General features: G+C 42.5%; 10 protein-coding genes. 3 read left to right on the top strand and 7 right to left on the bottom strand.

Going from position 1 to position 21,447, the window contains the following annotated elements:
* The first annotated feature begins 262 nt into the window (after positions 1 to 262).
* On the top strand, positions 263 to 1,936 hold the full coding sequence (locus QUB12_RS00050) for a hypothetical protein (protein ID WP_333304776.1): 1,674 nt from the start codon (positions 263 to 265) through the stop codon (positions 1,934 to 1,936).
* Between the two features lie 14 nt (positions 1,937 to 1,950).
* Positions 1,951 to 7,455: a DEAD/DEAH box helicase gene (locus QUB12_RS00045; RefSeq protein WP_333304774.1), complete on the top strand. Its 5,505-nt coding sequence runs from the start codon at positions 1,951 to 1,953 to the stop codon at positions 7,453 to 7,455.
* Between the two features lie 444 nt (positions 7,456 to 7,899).
* On the opposite strand, the gene QUB12_RS00040 is transcribed toward QUB12_RS00045, so the two are convergent.
* From QUB12_RS00040 to QUB12_RS00015, 6 genes are all read right to left on the bottom strand, one after another.
* The gene (locus QUB12_RS00040; protein ID WP_333304772.1) at positions 7,900 to 9,552 is read right to left on the bottom strand and encodes a DUF349 domain-containing protein; all 1,653 of its coding nucleotides are present in this window, start codon (positions 9,550 to 9,552) and stop codon (positions 7,900 to 7,902) included.
* Positions 9,553 to 9,948: 396 nt separating this feature from the next.
* Positions 9,949 to 10,413: a macro domain-containing protein gene (locus QUB12_RS00035; protein WP_333304770.1), complete on the bottom strand. Its 465-nt coding sequence runs from the start codon at positions 10,411 to 10,413 to the stop codon at positions 9,949 to 9,951.
* Positions 10,407 to 10,625 (bottom strand): hypothetical protein, encoded by a 219-nt coding sequence (locus QUB12_RS00030; protein WP_333304768.1) that lies wholly within the window; start codon positions 10,623 to 10,625, stop codon positions 10,407 to 10,409. Before QUB12_RS00030 ends, QUB12_RS00035 begins: the two co-directional genes overlap by 7 nt.
* Before the next feature lie 37 nt (positions 10,626 to 10,662).
* Positions 10,663 to 11,619, bottom strand: coding sequence for an IS630 family transposase (locus tag QUB12_RS00025; RefSeq protein WP_333304766.1), 957 nt, complete (start codon positions 11,617 to 11,619; stop codon positions 10,663 to 10,665).
* Between the two features lie 394 nt (positions 11,620 to 12,013).
* The gene (locus tag QUB12_RS00020; protein WP_333304763.1) at positions 12,014 to 17,368 is read right to left on the bottom strand and encodes a DUF3883 domain-containing protein; all 5,355 of its coding nucleotides are present in this window, start codon (positions 17,366 to 17,368) and stop codon (positions 12,014 to 12,016) included.
* Positions 17,361 to 19,868, bottom strand: a complete 2,508-nt coding sequence (locus QUB12_RS00015) for a sacsin N-terminal ATP-binding-like domain-containing protein (protein ID WP_333304761.1) — start codon at positions 19,866 to 19,868, stop codon at positions 17,361 to 17,363. Before QUB12_RS00015 ends, QUB12_RS00020 begins: the two co-directional genes overlap by 8 nt.
* 90 nt (positions 19,869 to 19,958) lie before the next feature.
* On the opposite strand from QUB12_RS00015, the gene QUB12_RS00010 reads away from it, so the two are divergent.
* Entirely contained in the window at positions 19,959 to 20,147 is a 189-nt protein-coding gene (locus QUB12_RS00010) for a hypothetical protein (RefSeq protein WP_333304759.1), read from the top strand.
* Between the two features lie 110 nt (positions 20,148 to 20,257).
* Here QUB12_RS00010 and QUB12_RS00005 read toward each other — a convergent pair whose 3' ends face one another.
* On the bottom strand, positions 20,258 to 21,340 hold the full coding sequence (locus QUB12_RS00005; RefSeq protein ID WP_333304756.1) for a competence protein CoiA family protein: 1,083 nt from the start codon (positions 21,338 to 21,340) through the stop codon (positions 20,258 to 20,260).
* Positions 21,341 to 21,447: the final 107 nt, after the last annotated feature.

Below are 21,447 nucleotides of genomic sequence, written 5' to 3'. Positions count from 1 at the left end.
AAGAGCGAAGTAAAATGCTTAGATAACCACCCTAATCTGAAAAACACTTTTCTTCCTTTTAAGCGATTTTGTGCTCTAATTATCAAAGATTTGGTAAAGATATAATGCTGCTTTGTATATTCGAGCTGCCAAGGCGGGTGGGCGATCCGCTAGTCAGAATGCTTGTCAAGTGAGTCCAACTATCCCTGAGCGATTTGTAAAAATATTTACCTGAGCGACCTCATTCTTTATTGCACACAACTTAAATATTTGGAGAGTGCCCATGAGCCTTTTTTTCTTTAACCAATCTAAGAACACCTCATTATCAATGACTTTAAAGGAGTTAATTGAAAAAATATCTAAAGATTATCCAGACGATAAATGGATATTTTACGCTATGACTTGTTATTTTAAGCCCGATATAGCCAAAAATGTGACAACATTTCTACGTCAAACATTGAAAAATTTATCAGGCGTTCATATACTTATCGATCGTGAAGAATGGATTAGAAATTTTATAGATATCGATATGTTTGTGAAAGATATATGCGAGCGAACGGGCTTACCAAAAGACAAGATTTCCTTGACTCCAATTAAAGCCTCCACTTTATTTCATGCTAAATCTTACGCACTTATTAGCGAAGAAAAAATTAATGATATTCATCAAGGATTCGCGATAATTACTTCAGGCAATTTTACTCAGTCTGGCTTCTCTAGAAATCTTGAAATCGGGCAAATTACTACCGCTAAAGATTCTCCCTACTTTTTAGAAGAATTCATCAAAATTTTTAGAGAAGCGAAAACAAATCACGGCATTACAAATTTATCAGAAGATAAAGAACTGCTGTTTGCTAGTAAACTATTATCTTTAGGAGTATTTTATCACCAATGGGATCAATCCCATCAAACAGATTTAATGTTTCGTTTAACACTTTCTGAAACAGAAATCCAAAGACGCAAAAAATTGGCAGATCGTACAGAATATAACAATTGGAGCGTAAAACAAAGTGGTATTCTTTCGGACGATCCAATCAATATAAAATCTTTTTTTGAAGATTACCCAAAACCTATTCCTGATGGTTTTTTGCGATCTTTTAGTATAGAAACTTTATTGGGTAAATGGGTTCCCCTGAATATTAGCAATCTAATTGAAAAAGAATTAGATATTTTTGTAAATTTTTACTGTAAAATTCTAAAAAATTTTATAGAAGAGAAGCTGCAAAATCATTTGAGAATCATAGAACACGAAATCCGACGCCTACAAGAACTTAATATTATAAAAAGTTTAAAGGAAAATGAAGTTCAAGAAAAAATTCGAGAGTGGGAAAAAAAAGTAAAAAGAGTAACTGAAAACTCTAATCTTTTAAGACTTTTAATCTGGGATTACGAAAAAGTTAATATATCTATCTCAAATCTTGATATGACGTTTATAACCGTTTTTGCTGATAAAATTCAAAGTTTCTACCCCAAACAATTAGATTATTTAGATAATAATGAAAATTTAGACAAGCGAAACAAACAATCAAAAGCTCGGATAGGAGTTGGTAAAATTATCTCCAAGCTTAACTGGGAGGAATCTGAGACAATCAATGATGAATTATTTCAAGAAAAAATTGATTCGGCACAAGAAAAATTAGACAATAATAAGCTTGGAGATTTAGAAACTCTTATTAAGCAACAAAAATCAGAAAACAATACTTCTAAAAAAACGAAAACAAATCAAATTGTTTTTCTTGAAAGTCCAGAATCAGAATCAGACAAAGATGCAGAAAAAGATGCAGAAAAATCCCAAAATTTTGTAGCAATATTGAACAGTAACACAATAGTTAAAGGCATTTTTGTAAAATGGGAACAAAAAGAAAAAGGTTTTTATTATATAGAACAAGAAGGAGGTGAAGAATATTTTTTAAAAAAAGACGAGTTAAGAACATTTAAATGCAAAAAAATAAGTAAATAGATATACAAGTAATTATGCTCAACCCCATCTCCTACACCGAGAAAATTGTCAGCGACTTTCTCAAATATCAACTTACCGCGTATCCCTTTGCCGACACCAACCTCTACGCCCAGATGCGCCAACTCCTCAACTTAGAGGAAACCAGGCGCACTCCCCTTTTTAAAGGGCCATATATCAGCCTCAGCCGCATCTTTCGCAAAGGTGCCAGTCTTGCTGACTTAATTTCCGAAGGCATCTTACACCCGTACCTCCGCCAAATTGCCCCTCACCCCAACGTCTACGGACATCAAGAAACAGCCATCCGAGCGATCGCCGATAGCAAAACCACCTTAGTTTCCACCGGCACCGGTTCCGGCAAAACCGAATGCTTCCTCTATCCCATTATTAGCCACTGCTTAGAACTACGAGACGAAGAAGCACCAGGGGGAATCGTCGCCGTCATTGTTTACCCCATGAACGCCCTCGCCGAAGATCAACTCGGACGCTTGCGGGAATTACTCGCCGGAAGCGGCGTTACATTTGGAATGTACGTCGGCAAAACCCCAGAGAAAACAGCAGACGCCCCCGGCAAACGCCTCAAACAAGGCTCCTCGCACCTCGACTACCGCAAAGAAGCCGAAAAAGCCCAAAAAGAAAAACAATCCTACGCCGTCTATCCCCCAGAAGAACGAGTCTCCCGCGAGGAAATGCGGAAATCTCCACCCCGCATCCTTCTCACCAACGTCAAGCAATTAGAACTGCTGCTTACCCGCCAGCGGGATGTCAAATTATTTAATAACGCCCTATTAGAATATCTGGTATTTGACGAAGCCCACACCTTCACCGGGGCTGCTGGTGCCGAAACCGCTTGCTTAATTCGCCGATTGCGGACATTTTGCGGCAAAAGCGCCACTGAAACCACCTGTATTGCCACCTCCGCCACCATAGCCGACGCCCAACTGGGTAAAGAAGCAGGGCGAGACTTCGCAGCGCGGTTTTTCGGGGTTCGGAAAGATGGCGTCGCGATCGTCGGTGAAGAATACGAACCCGACATCTGGGAGACTTCGCGGCAAATTCCCCTACCCCTGGCTGGCAACCCAGCCGTTCACCTGAAAAACGTCCTCGAAGCGGTAGAAGCCGGTGAACAGGCGGGCATTCTAGTCAAAGCCGTTTTCCAAGGAATGACGGGAACTTCCCTCGATGCCACAAACTGGCAAGAAAGTCTCTACCACCACCTAGCCAGCAACGAACTGGTATTCCAACTTGCCGAAGCTTTAAGAAATCCGCGCTTGCTTTCAGAATTGATTGCTGACTTGGAACGGCGAGTCAGACGCCCCGTACCGGAAACCGAAGTTCTAGCCTGGTTGGCATTGGGTGCCACTTCTCGCAAAAACAGCCGCCCCCTGCTGCGCCCCGTCATCCACGGCTTCATCCGGGGTGTCGGCGGTGCTGTCGTCACTTTTCCGTCAAGTTCGGGAGTCGGGAGTCGGGAGCAAGAACGCCCGCGATTGTGGTTATCTGCCGAAGATGCAGCCGGAGAAAACGGCGACGGCTTATTTCGACTTCCTGTAACCACCTGCACCACCTGCGGACAGCACTATTTCATCCATCAGGTTGCCGACTTCAAATTCTTTGACAAAGACAAATTGCCACAAGGCGGTCAATTAGTTGAAAATCAAATTGTCTGGAAACCTTTAAGCACCGAACAGGGAGGAACTCGCGTCATCCTCCTCGATCGCCTCGTCAACGACGATTTCGATGAAGAATCGGCAGATGATAGTCGGGAGTCGGGAGTTGGGAGTCGGGAGTCGGGAGGCGGGAGTCGGGAGTCAGTTCGTGGGAATCAACTTTATCCCAATTCAACGGTTCCAATTTACTTGTGCCGGTACTGCGGCACCCTCCATTCAACCGGCCAAGATTCAAAATCTAACATTCTCAAGCGCTGCGGCGGGTGCGATCGCCCTAGCAACCTTGTCACCCTTCTCGCCGTCCGCCAGAAATCGAAACACCCCGGAAAACTCGCATCTTGCGTCACTTGTCAAGCCTTGGGGCGTAGCAGTGTCGGCGGTTTCCGCGAACCCACCCGCGATGTCCGCGCCGTCACGGTGTCTGACGTTCATGTTTTGGCGCAAAATATGATTCACCACGCCGAACGCCGTCGCTTGCTCGTCTTTGCCGACAACCGACAAGATGCTGCATTTCAAGCCGGGTGGATGCAAGACCACGCTCGTCGCTACCGCCTGCGAAGTCTCATGTACAATCGCATCCAGCAAGGTGCTGTCTCGATTGGCGACTTAACCGCCTACCTGGACGATCTCCTAGACGCCGACGACGAACTCAGTCGTACCCTCGTCCCCGAAGTCTGGCGCGTTCACCGCAAAGAAGCTGAAGGCGTCAGACACAGCGAAGAACGCAAGCGATTTTTGCGAATTCAGGTACTCCGAGAAGTCGCCACCGGCGTCAAGCAGCGCATCGGTTTGGAACCCTGGGGGCGGATGCAAATTGAATATGCCGGACTTGTCCCTACCTTGCCATTTATTCTCAAATGGGCGGTACAGTTGAGAATTGCCCCAGAAGAATTAGTCAGCGGGATTGCTTCCCTGCTAGATGTCACGCGGCGGGGGGCAGTGTTGTGCGATCGCGAAGGGCGGATTTTTTCCCGGTTCTGGCAAGAAGGCGACTTCGAGATCCAGCGCGGCTATCTCCCCCTATTGCAAGGCGTCCCCAAAGCCCTCAAACTGCAACGAGAATCGGGAGATGATAAAAACCGCGTCCAGCAATGGCTCAGCAATAAAGGCAACACCCTAGCGCGTCAAGCCGCGAAGCGCTGGGGCATTCCCATAGAGGACATCCCAGAATTTTTTGAAGAACTCTGGCAACTGCTAGCGGAAGACTTGCAACTTCTCACCCCCGTCACCCTGACAGGATGGCGCAACCGAGCCATTTCTGGCTGTGCGGGCGTCCGGCAAATCGATGCCGACAAATTGCGCCTCGCCCCCCACAAAGGCATCTACCGCTGCAACTTGTGCCGCCGCGCCCACATTCGCCCCACCCCTAAAATGGCGTGCATGGCTTGGCGCTGCACCGGCACCCTGCAATTTGAAGCCGAAAGCGGCGATGATTACGATTTGATGGTGCTAGACGAGCAGTTTGCCACGATTCGCCCCCGCGAACACTCCGCCCAGGTGCCGGCTAAAGACCGAGAAATTTTAGAGCTGATGTTCAAAGGAGAGAACGAGCTGGTAAATACCCTCGTCTGTACTCCCACCCTAGAACTCGGCGTCAATATCGGCGCTTTGGATGCAGTCTTGATGCGGAACGTGCCGCCCCTACCCGCCAACTACTGGCAACGTGCCGGACGTGCGGGACGGCAGCACCGCATGGCTGTTAATTTAACCTATGCCCGTCAAGCCAGCCATGATCGCGCCTATTTTAACGACCCCCTAAAATTGCTGGGAGGTTTGATTACTCCCCCTCGCTTCAATCTCCGCAACAACCTGATGATCGAAAAGCACGTCCACGCTACAGTTCTGACGGCGCTACACCAGTTGGTGCGATCGGCGGGAGTTGGGAGTCGGGAAGGGGAAGAAATTAACAGGGTGCTGGAACAGTGCTTTCCTAACCAGGTGAAGCAATACCTCTTTGATGAGAAAGGACACGTCCGTTCTCAAGCCCTCGATGTCAGCGCCTTTACTGAATTAATTACCAAACACGAAACGGCGCTATTCGACTCGGTTCGCCAAGTCTTTGCCCAGGAATGGCCACCAGAAATTGCCAATGTCGTCTTGGATGAAGTGCTGCGCGACTATATTGCAAAAACCGGCGAACACCTGAGTGAAGTCATAGAACGAATCTGGCGCAGGTTGCAGTGGGCGCTAGACCAGATGAGTCGCCTAGATAACGTGCGCCAGCGCAAGGGAACTTTAGATCCCGATGAAGAAGCTCTCAGACAGCGGTGCGATCGCCTCGTCAAGCGGCTCAAGGGCATTCAATCCCGCAAGAAACGCGAAGCTGAGGGGTTCGACGACACGAACACTTACAGCGTCCTGGCTTCCGAAGGCTTCCTCCCCGGCTACGGTTTGGAGGGGGGTTCGGTGTCAGGAACCGCACAAGTGCCGCGACATTTAGTAGGGGTGTCGGACTTTGAACTGCCTCGACCTCCGGCTATGGCCCTGCGGGAATACGTTCCGGGGAATCTGATTTATGCTAATGGCAATCGTTTCGTGCCTCGCTTCTACCACTTGGAACCGCAACAGCAGATTACGCTGTTCCAAGTAGATGTGGCTAATGAGGCGATCGCGGAAGTGGGAATAAAAGCTTCTGGAATTAGCGCCGGTTTGGGAGCTACATCCCTACAAGCCGTGCCTGTCTGCGATGTAGATTTGCCCCACCAGTCTCACATTACCGACGAAGAGGACTACCGCTTCCAACTGGCTGTATCGGTGATTGGCTACGAACAAAATCGGCACGGCGGTGGCAAAGCGTTTCACTGGGGAGAGAAAACGGTGCAGTTGCGTTCTGGGGTACACCTGCGCCTGGTCAACGTCGGCGCAGCGAATTTGGTTTACAGCGGAACTCTGGGGTATCCCGTTTGCTTGGTTTGCGGTCAAAGTCGGTCGCCCTTAGCATCACCAGCGGATCGGGAGAATTTCGCCAACGAACACGCAGATCGCTGCGGTCAGCCAGTGCAGAATACGGGATTTTTTGCCGATGCGATCGCCGATGCTTTGAGCGTACTCGATTGCAGCGATCGCTCTTGTGCTTACAGCATTGCCGAATCACTGCGAGTGGGCGCGTCCCTGGTACTGGACATGGAATTGGAAGATTTGCAGGTACTCGCGATCGCCCATCCCGGTCAAGAAAAAGTGGACGTGCTGCTCTACGACCCTATGCCGGGAGGTTCGGGGCTGCTAGAGCAAATGATTGAACGCTGGACTGATGTAACTTCTGCTGCTTTAGAGGTTGCGGCGCGCTGCTCTGGAGCCTGTGACAGCGCTTGCATTGATTGCTTGTTTACCTACCGAAATTCGTACTACCACCGCTACTTAAACCGCCACAAAGCTGCTGAAAAACTCAACGATTGGGGGCACAGTCTAACATTTAGCCACGATATTCCGCCAAAATTACCCAATACCTATGCTGAGGGAGGAAAGCCTGTTAATGACAAAGAAACTATTCTGCGAGATATGCTGCTGCGGGCAGGTTTTCCTACTCCTATCGCACAGCATCCGATTGACTTGGGCAGACCGCTGGGAACAAGCATACCTGATTTCTTTTATGAAGACCCGTTAGAACGTTCTGACGGCATCTGCATTTACCTCGACGGCATGAGCCGGAATCTTCACGGAGATCCAGACAGACAGCAGCGTGATCGAGCCATTCGTGAGGAATTGCGGAACCAGGGTTATGAAGTATTTGAAATTCCTGTCGGCTCTTTGGATGACCGTCAAGCAATGGCTGCCCATTTCTTCCGCATTGGGCGGATTTTATTGGGTAAACCAAAGGCAACTACTATTCGGGATCGTCCTGATTGGTTTTAGTCGCCTGTTACAAGGAGTAAAGGTAGCGAAGCTGCAACGAAGTGCCATGTGATGGCTGAAACCTGGACGAGTAGGAGAGCGAAAAATTTTAGGGGAGGCTGACAAGTACCCGTCGCCAGATCATGGGGCTGATGCCCAGCAGCACCACCTTAAGTTGATAAATGAAAGGGAAAGATGACTCGGACATTAGGTCATCTTTCCGTACTGCCAGTCCCTATCTCCCCCAAAATTTTTCGCTCTCCTTTATGATTTGATTGCAGAGCGATCGCGCTGGGATACTTGAGAATTCGCGACCACCAGACGAAAGGGGGGTAGTCCTTTAGATCCGAAAAAGGGTACTCTGAGTTATTAAACGTATACGTTAGTTTCTGCACGATTGCTACTCAAACACCGTATTTGTATCTCGGCTCAATCCCATTTAGACTTTTTGCTTTCCATAGAAGTTTAGAAACTGTAGACCTTGATTTCTAGATCACGGATTGAGCTTTCGATATCCCTCACCTTCTCGTATTTCGAGTCGATCTTACGCTGGATATCTCGAATCTGCTCCTCCAAATGCTCTCGAATTTCTGAAGCTCTACCGCCAGGACGTAAGTTGGAGATGGTATCCCATTTCTGGTTGATAATTTGCTCATCATGACGGATAGAATCACGAATACGGTTCGCTTGCTCCTTTTTATTGGCAATAATCTCCTTCATTTTTTCCCGCCATTCCGCCTGCTTGCGTTCCCGCTCTTGTCGATCCCACTCAAAAACTTTGTTACAAGCTTGACGGAAGCGGTCTTGTACCTGTTCCCGTCGATCTCGAGGAACATGACCAATTGTTTTCCAATCAGCTTGAAGTTGCTTTATTCGCTGAACAGAGTCCCGAACGTTTCCTGCTATTCTTGCACCGATAGCAGAGATATCTTCTGCCTCGGCACACATTCTGAGCTTACGATCTAAGTTTTCAAGTTGTTCTCGTTCTTGGTGATTGAAATACTCACTTCTCCGTTCATGAAACTTGTCCCTAGCTGACTTGAATCGCTGCCAAAGTTTCTCCTCATGGTCTCGTCCAGCAGAACCTGTTGATTTCCAGCGAACGCTTAAAGCCTTAAATGTATCTCCAGCTTTTTTCCAGTCAGTAAAGTAGAGCAGCGATTCTGCTTCTCTGCAAAGTTGCTCCTTCTTGCGTTTATTTTCCTCATACTCACACTCCTTCTGAGCAAAATGAGCTTTACGGCGTTCGTAAAACGCATCGATCGAATTCTTAAAACGAAACCAAATTGCCTCGTCAAACTCTTTTCCCGCAGATCCTAATTGCTTCCACTCAGACTGTAACTGCTTTAAGCCCTCCTCAGCTTCCTTCCACTTGTCTGATTTATTCAATGCCTCAACTTGGCTACAGAGTTCACTTTTTTTTCGTGCAAAATAAGCCCTACGACGTTCGTAAAACGTATCTATTGCATATTTGAAGCGCCCCCAGGCTACGTCATCAAAAAATTTTCCTGCAAACCCTAATTTTTTCCATTCAGCCTGCATCTTCTTCAAGCGTTCTTCGCCATCTTTCCAGTTCGTTGAGTTACTCAATGCCTCGGCTTGATTACAAAGCTCACTCTTCTTATGACGGAGCTCAGAAATCCTAATCTCCAAGGCATTACAGAGATTAAGAATTAAGTTTTCTTCTACTTTTTCTTTAGATTCAACTAGACCAATCCGCTCAGCTTCTTGCAAACATGAAAGTAGGTCAACCTTATCAACCCCCCTCTTCCATTCACATCTCCCGTTGTACCTGGGAGTCAAAACGACAATAGCAATCGACTCTGAAAGATCTGGATCTCTAGACAGTATCCAGCGCAGAGTAAAGGTTTTGCCACTAGCAATATCCGCAGCAATTCGAGCATTGCCGTATCCCTTAGCCTCCATGTGCTCCTGTAGGCGAGTATCAATGGAATTGGCTTTCCCCACATACAAAATTTCATAATCACTTCCATCAGAAATTAGATAAATGCCTGATTTACCTCGACAACTCCAACGACTAGTAACATCGGGGTTGTCCTTGCCACCAGTAAATCGATGCAGTCTCGACCAACCCTTATCAAAGTTCACTCTTGGCATATCAATTCACCACAAGTTTGACGTTCATTAAAATTAGAGTTTAGACTAAGCAGGTTAAAAAGTGCGATCGTCACCCAACTTTTGAATCTCCCTCGAAGAACGTCAACGGTCGCTGGTATTTATTTTCTGGTTGAGTCTGATAGCTTTTCGCCAGCGACCATTGCCCTTCTTGAGAACTGTTCGCTAGTCTCACAGCGCTCGCACTTTTTGACCTGCTTAGTCTAGTCTAAACTCCAAAATGTTTTGATTGCAGGGGTTTAAGCGTTTAGTATTGCAGGTCGCTACAAGTAAGGATTTGAGGCTTTTAAATTTCAGATAGATCAATTGGTACAGGTTTATAAGAAACCATCGCAATATTCAAAACGGCACAATCATTTCCTTAGCGTAAGTTTCTGTTCAACTGCTCATTTCACCCCGATCTCTTAGCAAGCATAACGTTTTTTCTACGGTTTTTAGCCCAATTCCCTCTGTTTCTAGGAATGCGGCGAGACTGTATGTACGAGCACCCTCTATTACTTCCCGCACTCGTTTGATATAAGCCTTACCCAAACCCGTCACCTCTATCAGTTCACTCTCAGATAGCCTTAGAAATTCTGTCTTTAAGTCGGTAAACAGATCATCAGGCGCGTCAGGGTCAAAGTGGTAAATCTCAACAGGGATGTCGCAATGGCTTAAATATTTCTGCATGATCGCTAAAGATTCATCTGTAGGGATTCCCCCATTCTGAGTACCGAGTAGAGGAAAAGCGATCGAGGTAATCCCTTTTTCTTTGTAAGTATTGACGAACTTCTGTAAGCCTAGCTCAAGAAACTTTGCATCTGAAGGTTTTTCCCAATGGTTTTTAGTCGGGAAATTCAGCACCCAAGAGCGATCGCCTGTCGAAATACAAGTTGCAACAAATCTTCTGGCTCAGACATTACTTGCTCTAAAGATTGCATAATATTTTCAATTTTCTCGTTAAGCTTATCCCAAATACGGGTTTCAACAGTATCGGGATTACGCAGCGTAATTACTTCCACAGGATGCTTCTGCCCATAGCGATTTAAACGTCCAACACGCTGATGTAAACGCATAGGATTACAAGGTAGATCAACATGAATATAGCCTTTCTCAGAAAGATGAGGTACAATAACAGCAGTGTGTAAACCAGTTAAAAATATTTGATGATGTAACTTGACTGAACGCCAAATTTATGGCTTTGGCTAATTCTTTATAATTAGTAGTCTTGATAGAACGGAGAATATTTTTAAGTTTTGACCAGAGATTTTCTATTGGTGAAAAATCTGGTGAATAAGGTGATAAGTATATTAATTTTGCTCCTTTTTTTTCGATAGCTTTTTTCACTTCTTCTCCCAAGTGAATAGAACAATTATCCATGACTACACAAGCCCCTTTCCATAGTTTTGGTACAAGCTTTCTGATAATAAAAGCTTCAAATGTAATTGCATCAGTTGGGCCTATTAGATTAACTGATGTCAAGATTTCCTTGACTGACATGGCTCCAACTATTGAGACATTTTTGCCACGTTTAGTTGGTCTTGGCCCCTGGGCTCTTTGACCTTTCAAAGCTCTAGCATATAACCTAACCATTGCCAAATTAACTCCCGATTCGTCAATGAATATTAAGTCTTTCAAACTAATCTCTTTAATTTTTTGCCAGAACTCACATCGCAGAAGTTGAACTCGGTCGGTGCCTTTGCCTGAAGGGAAGAGAGTTTTTTTTTTGACAGTAATATCTAAGAGTTTTATCATTCTTGCTATTGTCGATATACTAACAGAAAATCCAATTTCCCCATAAAGTAAATAACGCAGTTCTTCAAGAGTTGCATCATTGTTTACTTCAATCAATTCCCCCAATATGAGTAGTTGCTCTGCATTCAGTTTGCCCTTCACTCCACATCGGTCAGTTCGGGGAGTAATGTTTTTTGTTTCACGATATTGTTTAAGCAATTTTTGTACAAAGCTGAGGGCTACAGAAAAACGCTTAGCTATTGCTTTTTGTGAAATCGGTTCAGTATGATAAGTATCAAGGATCTTTTGCCTAAAATCAATCGAATAAGCTTTCATTTTACCAAGGTATGAAGAGGAGTATAAGTAAACGTGTTATGAGTCAACTTTTTCGTGCTGTCAAATAAATGCTATCATGTGTGGTATCGCTTTCGTGTGGCTTTACTGAACCATGTAATTCTAGTTGATTTGATCTGATTTTCTCTGTTTGATCCTCACGAGTGAGTGTCAGTAACATGATACCTCATATTTCTGAGAAAGGCTATAAGCGAGTAACAATTATCTTGTAAATCAATCCCTTCACCACCAGCTTCTGTAGAAACAAGAAAGCGATTGCCACATAGATAGGGTCTGCTGAAAAAGCCTAGAAATTGAATCTAGGAGTCACAGAGCTTAAAAAATCTTAGTTTGGGCGATTGATCCCCAAAATTACCCCTTGGAATTTAAAAAGCTTTTATGAAGAAACTTCTTCTATATTCTTACTCAAGCCAGTTTTCACCAGCCTTTTCCAGTTCAACAATATGTCATTATCTAAACCATTTGAATTACGTTGTAGCCCAATTAAAACTTCTTGATCTTTTTCAGCATACTCACAATTAGTGAGGGCTTGCTGATCGAGCTTTGAAAAGACTTCCTGTAATGTTTTCCATGCAGACTTAATCCGAATCCTATTCGTGATTAATTCCCCACTGTGGCAGACTATGAATAATTCATATTTGTCTGAATTCGTAATTTTACACATTTCTCTGCACTCGTTGCGTGTAATCCGAACTATATTGCTATATCTAGGATTAATTGTTTTTACTTCTACAAATAACTCACTGTCTGCCTTGACACATTTAAAATCATAACCATCTTTATCTGGCTGTTTGGTAACATGATAACCAAGTTTTTCGTAAAATGGCTTTGCTGCATCTTCACCAAATTTACCCCATTCTTCTGGGTTGTCTCCAAGACCTTGTTGATTGTTCTGGACAATACTACCTGTGGGTTTTAGCTGATCTTCTTTTTCTCTACTATCTGTGGGTTCTGGCTGATATTCTTTTTCTCCCTCAGTTATAACTTCCCTCATTAATTGTAGAAGTCGATTTATGCTCTGATCTTTTTCTATCCAAGAGTCTTGAGAATTTTCGTGAAGAAGTTTTGCTAGTTGATCTCGATGTTCGCCTTTTGATAAATAGCCGCGTATTGCCTGCCGTTTCTCCGTCGTTTCTGCCTGTAATACCCAATCTTTAATATCTTCTACAGAAATACTTTTTCTTTGCAAGCTACAAGCATCGAAGAACTTAATGGCAGTGTCGGTATAGTCAACGTGCAGTAAGCGATTGTCAGGTGCAAAACCAACTAACAGTTTCTCTTCGGCTTGGGTTTGGTCAGATGTGGCTGAAAGCAATTGTTCAGAGGGTAGATAGTTGTCAGCTTTTGATTGAAATTTAATCTGAGGCAGGAATTTTTTCAGGCTATCACACTCGGAAGAGTTGTTAAAGCTATTCAGAAAAGGTTCTGAGATAAGCTTGCCTACTTGTCTTGCCTTTTCAGGCGTTACTTTTGCTTCAATGACTCCAACTTCGGTTTTCAGTGCCTTAAGCAGTTGTATATCGTCAATGTCAATGGTGCGCTTATCAAACAATGATTTGTCTAAGAGTTTTGTGGCTTCTTCCCATTGAGTATCAACAATCAGAGTACGTGGATCACTACTTTTCTGGAAGCTTGACCAACTAGCGACTTTGCAGAAGCAAGACTCTTCAGCAAGTTTGCCTGTCACTTTGGAGTATTTAGTATTACTATTGATACAAATCAGTTGGCGATACTGACCATATAATCCGTTTGGTAGGGCTTTACTGCGGGTGATGAGATATCCCATGCCGCGATCCCCGCCTAAAATACCGCTAATCAGGTCACGCTGCTCATTAGTATCGATTTTTTGCCAATTAACGGCTAGTTCTTTCCAAAGAAATTCCCAAAAGCTGTAACTATCTACGCTAGAAAAACCTAGAGCAACTTTTACATCTTCCCAGTTGGCTTCACATAATTTCTTTAGGAGTTGACCGAGCGCAATGCCAATATTATTAGCAAGTTCTTTGTTTTGTCCTGTTGGATCTAACCTTGTCCTTCCTGGTGTCACCTTAAAGGCTGCATTCAGTATAAAACCAACGTTAAGTTTTTCTTGTGTTGGTGCTGTTACCCAAAAAGTCGGTGCACTCTTAGGAGTAGTGCAACTAAGCCTACCGTCTCTCTCGGTCATGTCTAATAGCAGAGCAGATCCCGATGCTGTTCGCAGGCAAAGTCTTAGTGAGTATTCACCGTTGATTGTAATTCTATTTATTTCAACACCTTGAATACCCATAAAAGGTTTTCTTTCCCATGTAAATGATTTTGAGTCATTATCTTGAATATCGTTAATAAAACGATATTTTGTAATAGCCCGTGAAAAAACAGTTAAAATACCTGCTAGTTCTTGAAACTCCCTGATAATTTCTTGCGGCTGAAGACCCTGATCTAACTCTAGTTCGACAATTGTTGCATCTGAAGGCATCTTGTATAAGTCTAATTTTTCTTGCAAGTCTTTAGTTTCTTCAGGAGAGAGGCGTGATGGAAGTAGTCCACCCTCGACAGCAAACCCTAAACGCTTGCTTAAAATGCGCGGTCGTTTACATAAGAGATAAACACTTTTGAATCCTAAGCCAAACTTCCCTGTTACGCCAACTCCCTTGTCAGAAATGTTAAATTTCAGCATCTTTTCAAGGTCGCGATGGTACCCCTCATCGCGATAGTCTATCTCTGGATTATCTGAATGTTGGAAACACCCAATCGGTCTACCCGCATGAATAAATAAAAGCTGGCGATCGCTCATAACCACCACAAACTGTTTTCTTTCTTCCTCAAGTTCTGTGGGTGATGACATTTTTTGCCATTCAACTACGGCATCATCGGCATTTTGAAATAGCTCAAAAGGGATACTCTGTGGACGATAGCCATTCTGCGTTATCTTTTTTCGTACAGACTTTAGTAAACTATATTTTACGCCTTCATTATTTTTTAGCAGATTTGACAATTCAGAGAGTTTTGCTCGAATCTCTTGTTGAGTAGCTTGTTTTTTTTCATCCAGACCGTCTAGTTCGTCGTATTCGGTTTCGTTGTGATCCAAGTCGTCTAAGTTGTTCAAGAGAATTTTTACACTGATCTCCTGTATTCCAAGCTCCCTCAGAATATGCGAAGCATTCTTTATCACCAATTTTTCAGCTACTCGGATATCAAGCTGATCGGAATTTAGCAAATCCTCCCAAATCGCTTCTATATTTGGTTCGACTCCATAAACTTTTTTAAGAAGAACTCTAGTTGAGTCTTTAAGAATTCTCACTAACTCAGGACGAGCAATTTTTTTGGGTTGTATATCCAACAGTTCTAGCCGTCTTGGATTGCTGGCTAATTCACCTTCATTGACGAAAAAATGAGGCGGATTAGGTAGATTAGCAAGTTCAGCTTCAAAAGTACATCCCAGTATTGAAGTCACCTTGCACGTCCGTTTTTCAGCTTGACCAATATGCACTTGAAAAACTCGAATGGGTCTTGCTGTATTTTCCAGCAAGCGTGCTTGCAAATGTTCTATATTACGTCTGCCTAGATAATATTTCGCCTGTTCCTTAATCTTATTGTCAATCTTATTGTCAGAACTCTTGACAAGACTCAGAAACGCTCCAATGGGTTCTAATGGACAGTAATCCTCCCATTTTTTAAAGTAATTTATCAAGATGTTATTTTCGTCTTCTAAAGCTTCATCTGATTCTGGTAAATCATAATTGCTTTGAGTCCCTGATTTCAAGAATGAATGTATAATATCTAGCTGCCCTTTATCTAATACATAAGTATTATCAATATTGTTGCCTTCCTTTATTAACTTCTTAGGACTTTTCCACTGATCTTTACGATTAAGAAGACGGATGTGGGGTAAAATATCTGTGCTGAATGTTCCGTAATTAATAGCTAATCCAAGATAAGTATTGAAAATTTCCACATTAGCGGCATTAGCAGCATCGACTTGAGGCTCAGGACTAGAGAGTAATATTAGAAGATCGCGGAGCTTTGCCACCTCCATTTTATCTAAGAGGTTTGGCAACAGATATCTTTTGAATTTCTCTTGTGATGATAGATTCTTGGCAAAGTTCCAGGCTGGCAGGAAGCTAACATCAAACTGCTTGAAAGCTTCTAAGCATTTATCTAAGGGAAACTCTTCAAAAGAAAACTCTCCAATCTGATATTCTGGTGCTTGCTTCAGAAGTTTACCAATTTCAATTAATGCTTTATCTTCTGTGATGAATAGTTTCTCAGTAAGCCACTGATAACAGTCATTATGATCGCGAAACTGCTTCGCTAATTGGGAAGATGATATATAACAATCAGGAACTAAATAGACTAAGCCCTCAATTTCGTCATTTAGAGATGGGTAGTGCAGAATCATAATGCTCTTAGGATCGATAGCATTCCCCTGTTTATCTACCAACCAAGCCAGCGTGCTAAGTTTTTGAGTGTTTACATTATTAGGAGTAGACTGCGGTAAAAGACTGCTAAGGGTATCCAGAATAATTTCAAAATACTTGTGTGGTTCGCTTTGATCTAGAATAAACTCAAGAACATCATTCTCTTTCCATTGTGAAAAAAACTTATTGAGGAATGAAAAATTCTTATGGTTCGTAATTTCTTTAGGCAATTGGCTTATTTCGGCATATTCACGAGCACTCAAATGCACCAATGTTGATAGGTGTTTCTGGAGTTTATTTCGAGGAGTTTCAATAATTTGAGATAGACAGACAGTACGATCGCCTAAAAATAACCAGCTTTCTCTCGTAAGAATTGTTTTTAATTCATCTGAAATATTTGTAGATAGCGCATCAAGGATAACTGGACAAAAACTTTGCCAATGTTCAATATTTTTCTGATTATGAGTTAATATTTTCTTAATTACTATTTCTGCATTCCAAACTGTAAATAAGCTCTTAATCCAATGCTCTACTTTACTCTTTCTGACTGATTCATGTAGAACCTGTTGAGGATGTTTACTCTTATCTAAACTAGCAATCTCTTTTGCATATTGCTCCAAATTATTTGGGAGTTTGAGTATATCTTGTGGACAATATCCATTTGGAGGAAGCCACCCAGAACTTTTTAAAGACTCTTTGTGCGATTCTTTTGTTTCATCAGTCATCCTTTGCAGTGCATCGAGAATGATGCCATAGTATTGATGAGGATTCGGTAGGCTAAGAACTTTTGCGATCGCTGCATCAGGAGTCCATGACGGAATCCAGTGTTGCTGAATTTCTGTATTTTGTCGAATTAAAACGATGTAGTTTTTTAGTCGTTCATCTAAAGGAAAGTCTGAATTCTCTAAATAAACGCGATTAACTTCGATGCTTTCTAAGCGATTAGGATTATTAGCATTTTCATGCAATCGTAATGACTTCCATAGCTTTTCATTACTAGGTTTCTGGCTGATGTAAGCGAGAAGTTCATATCTCTCAGATTTGTTCAGCAAACTTCCATCGACGGACTCTGGGTTTTGGCGAATTAAATCAACAACTTGTTCAGCTAGAAGTTTTTCAATTCCCAATCTTTTCAAATTAGCTGTAGGAGTAGGAAGGGAATCAATAAATACTGAATTAATTAATCGCCATTTTTCTTTCCGACTGGTGAGAACTTGTAACCCAATATTTTGCCATAGCGTACTTTCTTGAGGGATGATGTATAAGGGTGTTTGTACATCATCATATTTTTCCTTATTTCCATGCAGCAAGTAACGTAATTCTTTAGACATGACGAATTAACTCCTTCAATAGATTTATGCGTTGTTCAGGAATAGCCAAAATTGGTTTTTTGTCAAGCAGGTTTTTACAGCTATCAAGTGTGAGTGAAGAAATACCTTTCATACTTGGAATTTTGTTAAGTATGCTTGCGAGATCCTCCTCAATGAATATGAAGTCATAATCAGGAATGGCTTCATTTAGGGCAGCCGCTATGGTATTGTATTTACCTGTGAAAAGAAGGTTTTTGGAGCGACTTTCGCATAGTTTAGCATAACTCCAAAGGTAAGTCTTTTTCTCGCGATATTTATAGCCGTAAAATAAGATTTTATCAGCTAGTTCACCAATAATAATTAAAGGAGAATCAAACTTGCTAAGAATTTGTTTAATCAGGTTACAAATTGCTAGGTATATAGACTTATCTTCTTTCAAGATATCACTAAGACAAGTAAGTACGTCAACTGCTTGCTCAGATTTCAGTATTGCTTGACTAGATTGTGATGCAGGCTCAAAAATTTCATAGATAAGTAGCACATCGAGGTTGAGTGCATAGAGCTTGTTAAGAACATTATGCACGGCGGTTTGCTCGTTTGCGTCGAATTTCACGGAGGTTGGCTCATTCACGGCAAATTTGGCGATCGCGTAACGATTTTTCGGTAACAGAAGTTCTACTAATTTCTTTACAAAGGGAAGAATTTTATCCTTTTGTAGTTCTGCTATACCAAGTTTTGCAAAAGCTTTATGAAGAAGTTCTCTAAAAGCTTTATGAAGAAGTTCTCTTAAGCTTACCTGCACTTTTTCATCATTGATAACCTTAGTTTCTTGCTGACTTAAAAAAGCTTGGAGGAAGCTAAGATTATCTATATTTGAGAAAATTTCGCTAGGTTTGAGTGAATCTAGAATATCACATATTTCCTCTGATTTCCATGTGAGAGTATTTTTTCTTGCAAGTAAGTTCGGTTTTCCTTCAACGGTTAAGTAGTATTGCTCGGGAAGTTTTTTAAGGTGTGGGAAAGATGCCCAGTTTGGTGGGATTTTAGGAAGTATGCGTAGATGAACTTGCCCTGAATCAATTAATTGCCAGCGTTCTTCTTGGGGATTAATTCGATAAATCCATTGTTTCTTTTCACAGATTTCTTGACTGTTTTCCCTAAATAAGGGTTTTGCGTGTAAAGCTTTACAAAATATCTCAATCTCATCATTATTTAAGCCCTGGGAAAAATCTTTTAGAGCATCTAAAATGGTACCCAGCAAAGATTTATATAGATGAAAGTTCCACTCTTTTTTTAAGACAGTATCATCATCGTCACCCTCAAAACGCTGAATAGCGATTATATGCCGTTCATTATTCCATCCCAAAATTCCTGTGCGAGCAAAGTCAACAAAGAAATATCCATGCAGCGTTAAGCAAAAGCTATTCTGTGAGGAGATATTGCTCGAACTGCTTGCTATTGGTAAAAATACGGCTGTGCGTATCATTAAATTTGCAGGTTGCGATGATTGCCAGCGACCAAAAATTACAGCCGTGTGTGGTTGGATATTCTTGAATTTTGTGGGAAAATTGTCACGCTCGCGAATATCGGTAAAAGTATAATTTTCATGAATAACATGAATAATTTCTTGCCCACTAAACTCAACATCAATACAAGAAGACCTTGAAGTAAGGTTTACTGTTCCTTTTAAAGCGTGAGCTTCAGAAGGATTCAGTTTTGATAAAGCGGCATGGCGGCGCTCTCCAGAATTAATAGTGATCAAATATTTTTCTTGACCACAATCCAAATCATTTTCCCAGTAACGAATAGTTTTCAATGAATGGAGTAAAGGGAGAAGAAGAGTAAATTCTAACTTAGTTGCTTCCTCTGACAAAAAACTGGGAATCTCTTTATTGAAAAAATCTGCTTTACCATTTTTAATATATCCTAGTTGGATACCTTCTTCTTCTAGTTCATGGGTTTGATGGCTGATGTGTCTTAGAGGTATCCATAGAATAAACCATTGGGATTGATACTCTGGTTGTTCAATAATTTTGTTAAGAGCATCTTTTACTTTCTTGCAATCCTCTGGATCGAATTCGCCCCATTCAGGGTGGTATAGATCTCCATCTCTATCTGCCCAAGGATTAAAAATGTCAGCGCGTTTGGATCGTGGGTTTTGAATCTCAGAACCGATGTAAAAAAATGCCTCACATAAATGAAATACACTTTTTAGTCCGAGTCCAAACTTTCCAATAGCATCTTGGTCTTTGGGCTTATTACTTCCCCCAATTATGTAGCGAATCGAACGAGCATTTTCGTTAGTAAATGTACCATCATCTACTATAAATAAAGCAGGTGTGCGTAATAAAGGATGCTTTGCATTTGAGATCCCTTCGATCCAACCAAAATCAAAGTGGGTCGAACCTGCATCTTCAGCATTTTGAACAAGCTCTTTCAGAACAGGGAATCCTGGTTTATAATTTTTTAGCAAATTCTCTCGAAGATATTCTATGCTACCTAGTGGATGATGTTCAGCCATATATAGTTTCTTTTACTTATGTTCTAAATTCTCAGTTCTTGCGATCAATGGAAACCATTATACGACATCTTAGAATATCTCGCCCGTGGCATGACGGAAACAGAAATTCTCGAAGATTTTGCCGAACTAGGGGTACAGCCGAGATACCTGCATTCCGAGGACGTGATATTAAGAAACGGAACAAATAAGTCCCTACGTAGCTTTCGAGGAAGCTTGCAAGCACAAAAGCATCCTAAATTAGCTGACTATTCAATCAAGTTTGAGAAGGCAGAGTATTAGTTATACTCTGCCCTCGTACCGACCCAAACAGCGGAAATCTTTTACTGCTAAACATTTCAGGCTTTGCTACTCGGCGAGCCCTCTAACCTGTGGTTAATACTATTCCTCCTTCAACCGTCGCAAAAGCTACCTGTGGGTGAATAGCACCAATGAGGTCGTGAATTCAAATTAAGGGGAGGATTTAAGCTTATTTGCAAGTCCTGTTCGATAGTAGGAATATAACCATACCAAGCTTCGGACATAGCCTCAAAATAGAAATGGTCGCCCCAAATGGCATCGCATTTTTGGCATCCAAACGACATATAAGAGCGCCTGACTGTTTTACTGTACCGTTTTTTGATCTCTCCCATGTGGATTGTTTGACCGGCCTCTGTTCTTAAATAGTTTTTGACTGCTTGGATAAGTTCAGGTCTAAACAGCCAAAAGTTGCTGTCGAAAGCCCCAAAAGCTCCCTCATCTATTTTTATTCCGCATTCTGAATAATAACCAGCATTGGGGATGTAATAAAGGTAGTGCTGTTGTTGGCATCTCCAACAAATCACAGCAAAAAAAACTACCTTAACTTGCTGAGTTTGACGGACTCGGTAATGAGAAGCAAATTTAAAATGCCTTGACAGTAGAGCTGCCATAAATTCAGAAAGCGTCAAGGTTATCGTAGGGGCATCAACCATTAGAGTATCCTTTGATTCCAGCCACAACTTAAACATAGGTAAGTCTTGGCAACTCAAATCAGGAGATGTAGGAAGTTTACGAAACAGCCAGCAGCAGCGGATGCCATCCCGCTGATATTTGGCTTGCCTTGCAGCAGTTTCTTCTAAAGTTTGCGGACTCCACTGCACCTCAAAAGCTAGCTTGATTAACTTTCCCCGGTCTGTTTTGGTGGCTAAAACATCCGCTCTCCAATCAGAGCCTGAAACTTCAGTTTTTGCGTCGTAGCCGAATTGCTGGCAGACTCGAACAATTTCAGTCTTGGCTAATAGGTGCTGCCACGTTTCCGGTGCCCAATTACAAATCCTGTCTTTGCCGTGAACAAAATGCTTGGTGCCGAGCTTAGACGTGCGTAAGTATCCAGTTGAGTCACAACAGCACAGTCTAACTTTTGGGCGCTGAGCTTTTAAATTCAGCCATTCTTCATCGGACATCAGAGGGGCTAATAGCTCTCGACCTTCAAACAATGCTCTCAATGGCATCATTTCACCTCAACCGCAGCGCTTGTATTATTAACCAAACATATCAACAAACCGGAGTGCGATCGCCCTTTCTTTCCCCTCGCTCTCGCTCAACCGCCACATTAAGAAAT

It is taken from the genome of Microcoleus sp. B7-D4, from assembly GCF_036705125.1.
Classification (GTDB): Bacteria; Cyanobacteriota; Cyanobacteriia; order Cyanobacteriales; family Microcoleaceae; genus Microcoleus.
This window is presented reverse-complemented; position numbering and strand designations above follow the sequence as displayed.

Excerpts from the sequence above, each read along its gene's own strand:
- QUB12_RS00045 (WP_333304774.1), top strand. The coding sequence starts at position 1,951 with ATGCTCAACCCCATCTCCTACACCGAGAAAATTGTCAGCGACTTTCTC.
- QUB12_RS00005 (WP_333304756.1), bottom strand. The coding sequence starts at position 21,340 with ATGATGCCATTGAGAGCATTGTTTGAAGGTCGAGAGCTATTAGCCCCT.
- QUB12_RS00020 (WP_333304763.1), bottom strand. The coding sequence starts at position 17,368 with ATGTCTAAAGAATTACGTTACTTGCTGCATGGAAATAAGGAAAAATAT.
- QUB12_RS00040 (WP_333304772.1), bottom strand. The coding sequence starts at position 9,552 with ATGCCAAGAGTGAACTTTGATAAGGGTTGGTCGAGACTGCATCGATTT.
- QUB12_RS00015 (WP_333304761.1), bottom strand. The coding sequence starts at position 19,868 with ATGGCTGAACATCATCCACTAGGTAGCATAGAATATCTTCGAGAGAAT.
- QUB12_RS00010 (WP_333304759.1), top strand. The coding sequence starts at position 19,959 with ATGACGGAAACAGAAATTCTCGAAGATTTTGCCGAACTAGGGGTACAG.
- QUB12_RS00030 (WP_333304768.1), bottom strand. The coding sequence starts at position 10,625 with ATGCGTTTACATCAGCGTGTTGGACGTTTAAATCGCTATGGGCAGAAG.
- QUB12_RS00025 (WP_333304766.1), bottom strand. The coding sequence starts at position 11,619 with ATGAAAGCTTATTCGATTGATTTTAGGCAAAAGATCCTTGATACTTAT.
- QUB12_RS00050 (WP_333304776.1), top strand. The coding sequence starts at position 263 with ATGAGCCTTTTTTTCTTTAACCAATCTAAGAACACCTCATTATCAATG.